This is a genomic window from Streptosporangium nondiastaticum, assembly GCF_003011965.1.
Taxonomy (GTDB): Bacteria; Actinomycetota; Actinomycetes; order Streptomycetales; family Streptomycetaceae; genus Streptomyces; species Streptomyces nondiastaticus.
Genome location: NZ_PXWG01000014.1, coordinates 51,691 through 63,703 on the forward strand (window position 1 = coordinate 51,691; position 12,013 = coordinate 63,703).

The window sequence follows — 12,013 nt, forward strand, 5'->3', positions numbered from 1 at the left end:
CAGTGGATGACGGAATTCAGGAGGGGGAAAGGGAATGGATGTCGCTGTTCTCGAATCACTGGAGGTCCTTCGCCGCGGACTGGAAACCATGCTGCGACGGATCGACCGGATCGGCGTTCTCGAATGCCATCGCACCATGGAAGAACTGCTCATCGCGCTCAGGGCGCGCGGCGGCGAACGGAACGCCGACGTCATCATCGTCAGCTGTTGCACTCTCGGTGATGCCGCCGACTACGTCCGGATCACATTCCCCGCGAGCCGCGTGCTCATATTGGTCACCAAAGCCGACCCTGATCACCTCGCCATGGCGGCGAGAACGCAGGCCGATGGCTACCTCATGGTGCACGACGTCACGGAGGCTACGCTGGACAGCACGCTGCAGGCCCTGATGTGCGGGAGCGTCCCCATGGCCCTGCCCGTCGCGAGCTACCTCCGCGAGCGTGCCCGGTCGGGCGGCCCGGCGCCGTCGCCGCACCAGCCGTACTTCAGCCCCCGCGAGCGCGACGTCATCTCCCTGCTCCTGGAAGGGCTGAGCAACCGGCAGATCGCCGACAAGGTGGGGATCTCCCTGCACAGCGCCAAGCGGCACGTCTCGTCCGTGCTCAGCAAGGTGAACTCACCGAGCCGCACCCACTTCGTCGCCCGGATGCTCGCGACGGACGGGCACCAGGCCGGAGGAGGTGAGAGGAGCACCGGCTGACGCCGGGAACCGCGGCGCCGCCGGCACCACGGCCGGGCCGCTAGCGCAGCGCCGAGTGGGTGCGGAGGCGGGCGCGTTCGCACCAGGTCCTGATCGCCGAGGAGCAGCCGGAGCCGGCCGCCCAGCACGTACATCCACTCGTAGCCCTCGTGGGATTTTTGCTCGGAGGTGCGGCGCCGCGCCGGGATGACCACCTTATGCGCCTGCAGGCCGCCGGTCCGGCGGGTCAGCGGGTCAGCGGGTCAGCGGGTCAGCGGGTCAGCGGGTCAGCGGAATGAACGTCATGCCCTTGTGCTGCACCGGGCGCAGGTGGATGCGCGGGTCGCCGGTCGGCGGCGCGCCGACGAGTTCGTCGATCTGCACGCCGTACGCCTGGGCGAGCCGCAGCAGGAGTTCGAGCGTGGGGCGGCGGCGGTGACCGGCCTCCAACCGCGACAGCGTGGACACCGAGATGCCCGTCCCGGCCGCCACCTCGACGAGGGTCGTCCCGCGTTGCTTGCGGATCGCGCGTAACCGGGGACCGCCCCGGGCCGGCATCTCGTCTATGTTTGCCATTCCGGCAACATTAATTTACGACCCTTCCGCCGTGAACCGATGCTGGCGCCATGACGCAGAAATTCGATGTCGCGGTGCTCGGCGGTGGTGCCGCCGGGCTGAGCGGCGCACTGACACTGGGCAGGGCCCGCCGTTCGGTGGCCGTGGTCGACGCCGGATCGCCACGCAACGCACCCTCGGCCGCCGTGCACGGATTCCTGTCCCGCGACGGGATCAGTCCGCGCGAACTCGCCCGGATCGGGCGTGCGGAGGTCGAGCGCTACGGCGGGCTCGTACTGAAGGCGACGGCCGTCGAGGCGCGTCGTGACGACAACGTGTTCACGGTGGTCCTGGATGACGGCCGGTCCGTCACCGCGCGGCGGTTGCTGGTGACCACCGGCCTCGCCGACGAGCTGCCCGGCATCCCCGGGGTGGCGGAGCGCTGGGGCCGCGACGTGGTGCACTGCCCGCACTGCCACGGATGGGAGTTGCGTGACCAGCCCGTCGGCGTGATCGCCACGCACCCGCAGTGGGCCGTGCGCCAGGCGCTGATGTTCCGCCAGCTGGCCTCGGAGGTCACCTTCTTCCAGCACACCGCCCCGGCCCTGACCGAGCAACAGGTGGCCCAGTTGGCCGCCTGGGGCATCGGCGTGGTCGACGGGACCGTGGACTCGCTGGACGTGACCGGTGACCGGATCACCGGTGTGCGGCTGGCCGACGGGACGGTCGCGGCCTGTTCCGTGGTGGTCGTCGCGCCGCGGCTGGCGGCCAACTCCGGGGTGCTCACGGGCCTCGGCATCGAGCCTGTCCCGAACCCTATGGGCATCGGCGAGGCGATCGCGGCCGACCCGACGGGGCTGACGGAGGTGCCCGGGGTGTGGGTCGCCGGCAACGTCACCGACCTCGGCGCGCAGGTGATGGCCTCGGCCGCCGGCGGGGCGGCCGCGGCCACCGCGATCAACGCCGACCTCGTGGCCGAGGACACCCGGCTCATCGACCGCCTGATGTCGGGCGACTACTGGGAGGAGCAGTACGGGTCGGGGAAACGGGTCTGGAGCGGAAAACCCAATCCGCAGGTGGTCGTCACCGCGGCCGGCCTCCCGCCCGGCACGGCGCTGGACGTCGGCAGCGGCGAGGGCGCGGACTCCATCTGGCTCGCCTCGCGCGGATGGAAGGTGACCGCGGTCGACATGGCACAGGCCGGCCTGGACCGGGCCGCCCAAAGCGCCGCCGAAGTCGGCGTGGACGTCACGTGGCAGCAGGCCGACATCACGGAGTGGGACCCCGCCCCGGCGCAGTACGACCTGGTGTCGGTGCAGTTCCTGCAGCTGCCCCGGCCCGCGCGTGACGCCCTGTACCGCCGGCTGGCCGAGGCCGTCCGCCCGGGCGGGACGCTCCTCATCGTCGGTCACCACCCGGCCGACCTGGAGGTGAAGACGCTGCACCGGCCGCGCCTGCGTCACCTGATGTTCACGGCCGAAGAGGTCGCCACCGCGCTGGATCCGTCGGCGTGGGACATCACCACCACGGCCCAGGAGCGCCCGGGCACCGACTCCGACGGGCATCAGATCACGCTCACTGACGCGGTGCTGCGCGCGGTGCGGCGCGAGGCCGGCTGACCGCGCCATGACGACGACCACGAAACCCTCAGCAGAGATCGGGAGGAGTGCATCATGGCCGGCAGAGGGACGGCGGAGCGGACCGACACGCTCGTGATCGGAGGCGGTCAGGCATGGCCGGCCACCAGCTACTGGCTGACCAAGGCCGGAGTGGACCACCTCGTCGTGGTCCGGCGGGACCGGATCGGCGGGAGCCGGCACGACCGGTGGGACGAGTTCTGCCCGGTCCTGCCGAACTTCACGTTCCTGCTGCCGGGGATGCCGTACGACGGCGACGACCCGGACGGCTTCATGCCCCGCGACGACGTGGTGAAGCACCTGTCCCGGTACGCGTCCATCACCGACCCCGCGATCCGGCTCGGCACCGAGGTGACCCGGCCGGCCGCCACGGACCACGGCCTCGTGGCGCACACCGGCGACACGGACACGTCGCCGGCACGGCTCGCTCGCGAACGCCGACCGTGACAGCGGTGTGACCCACTGTCCCGCCGGACCGTGCCGGCCATCGCGCCCGGCCCCGGCGCGGCTCTGAGCGTCCTCCTCACGATGCCCCTTCGAAACGCGGCCCCTCCCGTACCCCCGTCCGCACCTTCGCGCGGTACATCGTCCGCACGCTCGAGGCTTGCCCGTACCGGCACGGCCTCGCGACGGTGCTACCGCGACCACCGGAACGGAAGTCCGCGAGAACAACGCCGACTCCGCAGACGTTCGTGCCGTCTCCTCCCTCCCAGAGAGGTGCACTGATGACAGCTCAGCGAACTCCCTCCTCCGGGCTCGCACGCGACGTACGGGCCGACTTCCCGATCCTCGCGACGAAGCTCGACGGCAAGCCGCCCGTGTACCTGGACAACGCCGCGACGACGCAGATCCCGCGCCAGGTGCTGGACGCCGTCCACGACTACTACAGCAACGACAACAGCAACGTCGGACGCGGCGTGCACACGCTCGGCATGCGGGCGACGGATCGCTTCATGCGGTCACGCGAGCGCGTCCGTGCTTTCCTGAACGCCGCCGAGGCGAGTGAGATCGTGTTCACCAAGAGCGCGACCGAATCGGTGAACCTGGTGGCGCAGGGCTTCGGCACCCACGCCGTGGCGGCCGGAGACGAAGTCCTGATCAGCGGGCTCGAACACCACTCCAACCTGCTCCCGTGGCGGCAGCTCTGCCTGCGGACCGGGGCCGTCTTGCAGGTCGCGGACGTCGACGAGTACGGCGAGCCGTCACTGGATGCCTTCCGCGCCAAGATCACCGAGAGGACGCGGCTGATCGCGGTGGCCCACGTTTCCAACGTCCAGGGCACCGTGAACCCCGTGCGCGAGATCGCCGCGGAGGCACACAGCCACGGCATCTTCGTGGTCGTGGACGGCGCCCAGGCCGTCGCGCACCGGAGCGTGGACGTACGGGACCTCGACGCCGACTTCTACTGCTTCTCGGCGCACAAGATGTACGGTCCGCACGGCACCGGAGTGCTGTACGGCAAGGCCGAACACTTCGAGCGGATGGAACCGCTGCTCCTCGGCGGCGGCATGACGCCGATCGCCACGTACGCGGACGGCCCCGTCGGTGCGCGCCCGCCCCTGCTGTTCGAGGCGGGCTCGCCCAACATCGCCGGCATGGTGGGCACCGCGGCGGCGATGGACTACCTCGACGGCCTCGGCCGGGACGCGGTCGGCGGGCACGACGCGGCGCTGGCGGCGCGCGCGGCCGAGGGGTTGCGCGCCCTGGACGGCGTCACCGTGTACGGCGCCCAGGCGCCGCTGGGCGGCATCGTCTCCTTCAACGTGGACGGCGTGCATCCGCATGACGTCGGCAGCCATCTGAACACCTTCGGCATCGCCACCCGCACCGGCGTGCACTGCGCGGTCCCCTTCCTCGACAGCCTCGGCATCGTCGGATCCGTCCGCGCGTCGTTCGGCGTGTACAACACGATGGAGGAGGCCGAGTTGCTCATCGACTCGGTGACGACGGCGGAGAAGGGGTTCTGGTCGATGAACCACCCCGACGAGAGGTTCCTGAAGGGCTGAGGAACCGGTCTGAGGAACCGGCCCGCTGAAGCGATCCGCGCGTGCCTCGCCACCGCCGGGGTCACGCAGTCCCAGGTCGAAGCCGTGGGGCACTACGTCGCAGAGGACTTCGTGGACCTGACCCTCGGCAGGTGTACATGCTCAATCCGCTGCTTCCACTGCGGAAGTCGCGCGAGATCATCACCGGCTGCCTGTCGGGCGAGCCCGGCATCGAAGTGCCGTCCGACCGGCTCCTCTACAGCGAGCATCACGTCTGCCAGGCCGTGTCCTCCTTCATCCGGTCGGGCATGAAAGAAGCCCCCGTGGTGGTCATGGGCTTTCGCGGGGAGGCGCATTCGACAACGATTTTCCGGGGGCGGGACGAGCGGCTCGAAAGGCTCGCGACCTACAACCTCGACCCGTCGCTCGGGAAGTTCCGCGAGAACAACATCTAGCCGCTCGGCTACCGGCTCGGAGACGAGTACAAGGTCATGGGCCCGGCCCCGTACGGCGACCCGGCCGCCTACCGCGACCTCTTCGGCCCGATGTGCACACTGCGGGACGGCGGCGATTTCGAACTGCGCACGGCTCCCGGCGTCTTCCTGACGAACGGATTCGTGCCCCGCCGGGAGAGCCAGTGGGCGGGGTCGCGCACAACAGCAGCCTCAACGGCCTGCTGCTCCGGTCCGGGAGGTTCGAGGAGATCTTCGTCCACCCCGTGTCGCACAACGCCGGTGCGGCCGAGGGCGCCGCGCTCACGGCCGCCCAGCAGCTCGGGCCGTCCCGGCCGGGCGCGGGCGGCCGGCCGGGACGGCCGCGGATGCGGTCCGCCGGCGTGGGGCCCGGGCTCGGCACCGCGCCGGAGATCGAGGTCCAGCTCACGGCCTGGCGCGACCTCGTCGAGTACTCCCGGCCCGCGGACATCGTCGCGGAGAGCGCGCGGCTGCCGGCCGGCGGGCTCCGTGCTGGGCTGGGCCCAGGGCCGGTCCGAGTACGGGCCCCGGGCGCTCGGCAACCGCAGCATCCTCACCGGCCCGTGGCCGCCGGGAACAAGCAGCGCAACAAGCGTCAGGCGCGAGCAGTACCGGCTGTGGCGGGGCAGGTTCTTCCTGCTGCGACCTGAGTATTCGTAGGAATCCGACCGGTGCGGCACCTGTGGTGCCGTGAGGATGCGGGTGCGGGCCGGAACACGCGCGCCGCGGTGCGCGCTTTCGTGCGGCACATCGATCGCTCCCCCGGGGCTTGCCCTCCACCACCGGTTCTCGTGAAGTTTGGGGAGGACCCGGACTGCCCCACCGTTGCACCGTCCGTTTTCACGACCACGGAAGAGGAACGGAGCGTGGACGGAATGCCTGTCGGCCGGCAGCAGATCGAGGACTGGCTGGTCGCCCGGATCGCCGGCATGCAGCGGATCGTTCCCGAGCAGGTCGACGTGGACGAGTCCTTCGTCGCCAACGGCCTCAGCTCGAGGTCGAGCGTCGCGCTGATCGGCGATCTCGCGAAAGCACTGGGAGTCACGCTGTCGGAGACGCTGACGTGGGAGTACCCCACCATCGCCGCGCTGGCCGAGCACGTCGCCGGCATCGGCGGGAGTCCGCACGACGACTGACGAGCAAACAGGAGTGCGTGTCGCATGGAGCCCATCGCGATCATCGGCATGGGGTGCCGGTTTCCCCGTGCCGGCAACCCCGACGAGTTCTGGCAGCTTCTGCTCGACGGGGTGGATGCGATCAGCGAAGTGCCGCCCGATCGCTGGAGCGCCGGCGAGCTCTACGACCCCGACCCCGCCGCCCCGGGAAAGATGATCACGCGCTGGGGCGGCTTCCTGGACGAGGTCGACCGCTTCGACCGTGAGTTCTTCGGCATCTCACCGCGCGAGGCGAGCGCCGTCGACCCGCAGCAGCGGCTGCTGCTGGAGGTCGCCTGGGAGGCCCTGGAGGACGCCGGCCAGGTGTCCACGGCGCTCGCCGGTACCGACACCGGCGTCTTCATCGGCATCAGCAGCTACGACTACGCCCTGCTGCAGGCCCCCCGGCTGGACGGCATCGACGCGTACTGGGGCACGGGCGTCGCCCTCAGCGTGGCGGCCAACCGCATCTCGTACGTGCTCGACCTGCGCGGCCCGAGCCTCGCCGTCGACACGGCCTGCTCGTCCTCCCTGGTGGCCCTGCACACCGCGTGCCAGAGCTTGTGGAGCGGGCAGTCCCGGCTCGCGCTCGCCGGCGGCGTGAACCTGATCCTGTCGCCGGCCTTCGCGATCAACTTCACGAAGGCCGGCGTCATGGCCCCGGACGGCCGCTGCAAGTCGTTCGACGCCTCCGCCGACGGCTACGTCCGCGGCGAGGGCGCGGGCGTCGTGGTGCTCAAGCCGCTGGAACGCGCACTCGCCGACCACGACGCGATCCGGGCGGTGATCCGCGGCGGCGCGGTCGGGCAGGACGGGCGCACCAACGGGCTGATGGCGCCGAACGGGCGGTCCCAGGAAGATCTGCTGCGCGCCGCGCACCGGCACAGCGGCGTCGCGCCGAGCGCCATCGACTACGTCGAGGCGCACGGCACGGGGACGCTCCTCGGCGACATGATGGAGGCCAGGGCCCTGGGGAGCGTGGTGGGCGACCGCCCGCCGGAGCGCCCGTGCGTCATCGGATCGGTGAAGTCGAACATCGGCCACCTGGAGGCCGCCGCCGGGATCGCGGGCGTGATCAAGACGGTCCTGATGGTCGAGCACCGTCAGATCCCCGCCAGCCTGCACGTCGAGAACCCCAATCCGCAGATCGACTTCGCGGCACTGCGCCTGCGGGTCGCGCGTGCCCACGAGCCGTGGCCGGAGCACGAGGGTCCGGTCCGGGCGGGTGTCAGTTCGTTCGGCTTCGGCGGGACCGGCGCCCACATCGTGCTCGAGGAGGCGCCGCCCGTCCGCTCCCACGGCGGCAACGGCCGTCCGCACACGGACGGAGCCGTCCTGCTCCCCCTCTCGGCCCGAAGCCCCGAATCGCTGCGGCGAACGGCGGAACGGCACCTGGACGTGCTCACGAGCGAGGACGATGCCCGCCCCGGCTTCGCCGACCTGGTCCACACCGCCAGTACCCGCCGCTCGCACCACCGCCACCGCCTGGCGCTCGTCGCCGGCTCCCGCGACGGGGCCGCGGAACAGCTCCGGGCCTTCCTGGCCGGCGACCCCGGCCCCGGCACGGTCTCGGGCGACGCGGCCCGGCGCCGCGGCCGCCGGCTGGCCTTCGTCTGCCCGGGGCAGGGACCGGTCTGGTGGCCGCTCGACCCGGCGCTGCGCGAGGAGCCGGCGCTGCTCGCCACGCTGGAGGAGTGCGACCGCCTGGTACGGGAGGAGGCCGGCTGGTCGCTGATCGAGCAGCTCTGGGCCGGTCAGGAGGCGTCCCGCCTCCATCAGGCCGACTTCTGCCAGCCGGCGTTGTTCGCCGTCCAGGTCGCCCTGGCGAACGTATGGCGATCGCGCGGAATCGTGCCGGACGCCGTGGTCGGCCACAGCATGGGCGAAGTCGCGGCGGCGCACCTGTCGGGCGCACTCAGCCTCAAGGACGCCGTGGCCGTCATCTGCCGGCGCGGCCGGGTGATCCGCACCGTCTCGGGCCGGGGCCGGATGGCCGTCGTCGAACTCCCCGCCGACGCCGTACACGACGAGCTGCGCGGTCTGGAAAGCCGTGTATCGGTGGCGGCGGTCAACGCCCCGACGTCGACGGTGATTTCGGGAGATGCAGACGCCGTCGAGGAGGTCACGGCCGGACTGCGGGAGCGAGGGGTCTTCTGCCGGATCCTGCAGTCGGTCGACTTCGCGTCGCACAGCCCGCAGATGGAGCCCCTCATGGGCGACCTCGCCGGCTCCCTGTCCGGACTGAAGCCCATGTCGCCGCGGCTGCCGATGTATTCGACGGTGACGGGCGGGACCTGCGACGGCCGCGCCCTCGACGGCGGGTACTGGGCAGAGAACATCCGGACCCCCGTGCTCTTCGCCGCGGCGGTCGACGGCCTCCTCGACGACGGCCACGACGTGTTCATCGAGCTGTCGCCGCACCCCGGGCTGCTCCCCGCGATCGCACAGAGCACCCGGACCAGGGGCCGGGAGACCATGCTCCTGGCGTCGCTGCGCCGCGACGCACCGCCGAGCGACGTCATGCTGACGTCGCTCGGCGCGCTGTACGCCACCGGCTTCGAGCCGGACTGGACCGCGTTGCACCCCGAGCCCCGGCGCCCGGTGCGCCTGCCGGGCTACCCCTGGCAGCGCGAGCGCAGCTGGCTGCCCTCGGCGGGTGCGCTGCCGCACCTCCCCGGCCCGGCCGGCGGCCATCCCCTGCTCGGACACCACCTGCAGCTCGCCGGCGCGGCGGGGAGCCACGTCTGGGAGAGCGCCGTCAGCGCGGCGGCGCAGCCTCTTCTCGACGAGCACCGGGTCCAGGGCGTCGCCGTGCTTCCCGGCGCCGCCTGGCTGGAGATGGCGCGGGCGGCAGCGGCGCAGGTGTCGGGCGCGGGTTCGAGTGTGCTCACGGAGGTCGAGTTCCCGCGCATGCTCGCGCTGGACGACACCGGCACGGCCACGGTCCAGCTGCGCGTGTCCGCCGCGGAGAACGGTGCGAGCGTCCACGCGTATGCGCGTCCGGCGGACGACAGTGACCGCCGACCGGAGTGGACGCTGCACATGACCGGCACCATCACGCCCGAGGCGCCGGCCGCGGCGGATCTTCCGGTGCTGGAGCTGGATGCCGTCCGCAAACGCTGCCCGGACCCGGTCGCGCCGGCCGGCTTCTACGAGTCCCTGGGGCTGCGGGGGCTCGGCTACGGCCCGGCGTTCCGGGCGGTCGACCAGCTGTGGCAGGGTGACCGGGAGGCGCTCGCCTCTCTTGCCGCTCCGGCCGGGGTGGCGTCCGAGACCAGCGTCTACGGCATCCATCCGGTGTTCCTTGATGTCGCGCTTCAGGTCCTGGTCGCCGCCTTGCCCGGCGATGACGGGGCCGATGGCCGGCGCCTGTTTGTCCCGCTCGCGATCGACCGGATGATCGCGCGGCCGGCAGGGGTGGGCAAGCAGGACCGCCTCTGGGCCCATGCCCGCGTCCGCTCGGGGAGCAAAGCCGTTCCGGGAGGCGGAGCCGTCTCGGGCAGCGAAGCCGTTCCGGGCCGCGAAGGCCTTCCGGCCGGCGTGGTCGGGGACGTCGTGCTGGCCGACGACGGAGGAAGGACCATCGCCGTCCTGGAGGGCGTCCACCTCAGGCAGCTCGACGGTGACGCGTGGCTGCCCGCGTCGACGACGCTCGACCGCGCGCTCTACGAGGTGCGCTGGCAGCGCCGGGAGCGTGCCGTTCCCCGGCGAACGGGCCGGTCCGGCGGCGGCTGGCTGCTCTTCGCCGACGAGGGCGGTGTGGGAGCGGCGGTGGCGGCGCGTCTCATCGAGGGCGGCGAGCGGGCCGTCCTGGTGACGGCCGGAGACGGCTATGACGACGCGGATCCCGACCGGCTCGTGATCCGCGCCGGGCACGGCGACGAAGTGCGCCGAGCGGTGGACGCGGCGCGGGAGAGGCTGGGTTCGCTGAAAGGGGTGGCGCACCTCTGGAGCCTCGATGCCGCGACCGGGAACGGCGCGGACCCCGCCCGTCTCCGGCCGGCCGCGCTCCGCGCCGCGCAACAGCGGGGCGTCATCCATGTGCTGCACCTGATCCAGGCGCTCGCAGCAGGCGCACCGGTGCATACGAAAACGCGTCTTTGGCTCATGACCAGCGGCGTCCACGCCGTCGAGGGCTCGCCGTCGCCGGTGTCCGTCGCTCACGCGCCCGTCTGGGGGCTCGGCAGGGTGGCCTCGGTCGAGCACCCCGAGCTGCGGCCCACGCTGGTGGACCTCGATCCCTCCCAGGGCCCGGCGGCCGCGCGGTGGATCGCCGACGAGCTGCGGGCCGACGACGCCGAGACCCAGGTGGCCGTCCGGGGCGGAGTGCGGCACGCGGCGCGGCTGGTCCGCCGGGCATCGCCGCGCACCGCACCCGCCGATGTCGTGCGCCGGGATGCGACGTACGTCATCACCGGCGGCCTCGGCGCGCTGGGACTGCTCGTGAGCCGCTGGCTGGTCGGCCGGGGGGCGCGCCATCTGGTGCTCGTCGGTCGCAGGGATGCCGGTGACACCTCAGGTCAGGAACTGCGGGCGTTGCGCGGTGCGGGCGCCGAGGTCCGCGTGGCGCGCGCCGACGTCAGCGATGAGCAGGCCCTCGCACGGGTCCTCGCCGGCGCGGCGGCGTCCATGCCGCCCGTCCGGGGCGTCGTGCACGCGGCCGGTGTCCTCGACGACGCCACCCTCGGCACCCTTGACCCGGAGCGCCTGCTGGCCGTCCTCGAACCGAAGGTCGCCGGGGCGTGGAACCTGCACCGCCTGACGGCCGGCCTGCCGCTGGACTTCTTCGTGATGTTCTCCTCGCTCGCCGGGGTCCTCGGGTCGCCGGGGCAGGGAAACTACGCGGCGGCCAACGCCTTCCTCGACGCGCTGGCCTCGCTGCGGGCCTCGCAGGGCCGGCCGGCGCTGAGCATCGCCTGGGGACCGTGGCAGGACACGGGGCTGTCGGTGCGGCCCGAGGGCGTCGGCCGGTTCGTCGAACGCGCCGGAGTCAAGGGCATCGTGCCGGCCGACGGCACCCGCTGGCTGCCGCTGCTGTTCGGCATCGAGGCGGCGCAGGTCGCCGTGGCCCTGGTCGACTGGCAGCGCTGGGCGGCGGCGACGGCGGATTCCCGGCTGACCGCCGAGCTCGTGGCCGGCTCCGGGCCGGCGCCGGCGGTCACCGAAGCGCGCACCCTCACCGCCGGTGATCTGCTCGCCGCCGATCCGGCGGAGCGTCAGGAGCTGTTCGAGTCGTACCTGCACGGCGCGATCGCGCGAGCACTCGACATGAAGCCGGAGCAGCTCGACGCCGACATGCCGCTCACCGACGTCGGCCTGGATTCCCTGGTCGCGGTCGGCATGAAGAACCAGGTCGAGGTGGAGCTCGGCATATCGATGCCGCTGGCCGCCGCGCTCGAAGGCGCCAGCGTGCGGCAGCTCGCCGCGCGGATGCTCGCCGGCACCACGGCCGGCGCCGCGCCACCACCGCGGGATGACGGCGCGGAAGCCGGGTCCTGGGAAGAGTTCGAGATTCTCTGACGTCACCTGG

The 12,013-nt window shown here is 72.3% G+C and carries 9 protein-coding genes and 2 pseudogenes; 9 read left to right on the top strand and 2 right to left on the bottom strand.

Going from position 1 to position 12,013, the window contains the following annotated elements; translation table 11 throughout:
• Positions 1-55: 55 nt before the first annotated feature.
• Positions 56-346 carry a hypothetical protein gene (locus tag B7P34_RS37380; RefSeq protein ID WP_189382605.1) on the bottom strand — a complete coding sequence of 97 codons (291 nt, stop codon included), beginning with the start codon at positions 344-346 and terminating at the stop codon, positions 56-58.
• Between B7P34_RS37380 and B7P34_RS37385 the strand changes: the two genes are divergently transcribed.
• Complete coding sequence (locus B7P34_RS37385) at positions 338-700, top strand: helix-turn-helix domain-containing protein (protein WP_189382607.1); 363 nt, start codon at positions 338-340, stop codon at positions 698-700. The genes B7P34_RS37380 and B7P34_RS37385 overlap by 9 nt on opposite strands.
• A gap of 80 nt (positions 701-780) precedes the next feature.
• Here B7P34_RS37385 and B7P34_RS09060 read toward each other — a convergent pair.
• Positions 781-1,255 (bottom strand): annotated as a pseudogene (locus B7P34_RS09060) (helix-turn-helix domain-containing protein); the annotation flags it as partial.
• Between the two features lie 50 nt (positions 1,256-1,305).
• On the opposite strand from B7P34_RS09060, the gene B7P34_RS09065 reads away from it, so the two are divergent.
• The 8 genes and pseudogenes from B7P34_RS09065 to B7P34_RS09095 all read left to right on the top strand — a co-directional run bounded on the left by B7P34_RS09065 (position 1,306) and on the right by B7P34_RS09095 (position 12,003).
• Positions 1,306-2,853: a bifunctional NAD(P)/FAD-dependent oxidoreductase/class I SAM-dependent methyltransferase gene (locus tag B7P34_RS09065; RefSeq protein ID WP_106675302.1), complete on the top strand. Its 1,548-nt coding sequence runs from the start codon at positions 1,306-1,308 to the stop codon at positions 2,851-2,853.
• A gap of 54 nt (positions 2,854-2,907) precedes the next feature.
• Positions 2,908-3,318, top strand: coding sequence for a hypothetical protein (locus B7P34_RS09070; protein ID WP_189382609.1), 411 nt, complete (start codon positions 2,908-2,910; stop codon positions 3,316-3,318).
• A gap of 278 nt (positions 3,319-3,596) precedes the next feature.
• Entirely contained in the window at positions 3,597-4,877 is a 1,281-nt protein-coding gene (locus B7P34_RS09075; RefSeq protein WP_106675303.1) for an aminotransferase class V-fold PLP-dependent enzyme, read from the top strand.
• 131 nt (positions 4,878-5,008) lie between these two features.
• Positions 5,009-5,311, top strand: a complete 303-nt coding sequence (locus B7P34_RS37390; protein ID WP_106675304.1) for a hypothetical protein — start codon at positions 5,009-5,011, stop codon at positions 5,309-5,311.
• A gap of 182 nt (positions 5,312-5,493) precedes the next feature.
• Positions 5,494-5,601 (top strand): annotated as a pseudogene (locus B7P34_RS38380) (carbamoyltransferase N-terminal domain-containing protein); the annotation flags it as partial.
• Positions 5,602-5,818: 217 nt separating this feature from the next.
• A complete protein-coding gene (locus tag B7P34_RS38385; protein WP_146166774.1) occupies positions 5,819-5,989 on the top strand; it encodes a carbamoyltransferase C-terminal domain-containing protein in 171 nt (56 codons plus the stop codon).
• 215 nt (positions 5,990-6,204) lie between these two features.
• Entirely contained in the window at positions 6,205-6,465 is a 261-nt protein-coding gene (locus B7P34_RS09090) for an acyl carrier protein (protein WP_106675306.1), read from the top strand.
• Between the two features lie 24 nt (positions 6,466-6,489).
• Positions 6,490-12,003, top strand: a complete 5,514-nt coding sequence (locus B7P34_RS09095) for a type I polyketide synthase (RefSeq protein ID WP_106675307.1) — start codon at positions 6,490-6,492, stop codon at positions 12,001-12,003.
• The last annotated feature ends 10 nt before the right edge of the window (positions 12,004-12,013 follow it).

What these genes read in the sequence shown, in the direction of transcription:
- B7P34_RS37385 (WP_189382607.1), top strand. Translation starts at nt 338, where the DNA reads ATGGTGCACGACGTCACGGAGGCTACGCTGGACAGCACGCTGCAGGCC.
- B7P34_RS09065 (WP_106675302.1), top strand. Translation starts at nt 1,306, where the DNA reads ATGACGCAGAAATTCGATGTCGCGGTGCTCGGCGGTGGTGCCGCCGGG.
- B7P34_RS09070 (WP_189382609.1), top strand. Translation starts at nt 2,908, where the DNA reads ATGGCCGGCAGAGGGACGGCGGAGCGGACCGACACGCTCGTGATCGGA.
- B7P34_RS09075 (WP_106675303.1), top strand. Translation starts at nt 3,597, where the DNA reads ATGACAGCTCAGCGAACTCCCTCCTCCGGGCTCGCACGCGACGTACGG.
- B7P34_RS09090 (WP_106675306.1), top strand. Translation starts at nt 6,205, where the DNA reads ATGCCTGTCGGCCGGCAGCAGATCGAGGACTGGCTGGTCGCCCGGATC.
- B7P34_RS09095 (WP_106675307.1), top strand. Translation starts at nt 6,490, where the DNA reads ATGGAGCCCATCGCGATCATCGGCATGGGGTGCCGGTTTCCCCGTGCC.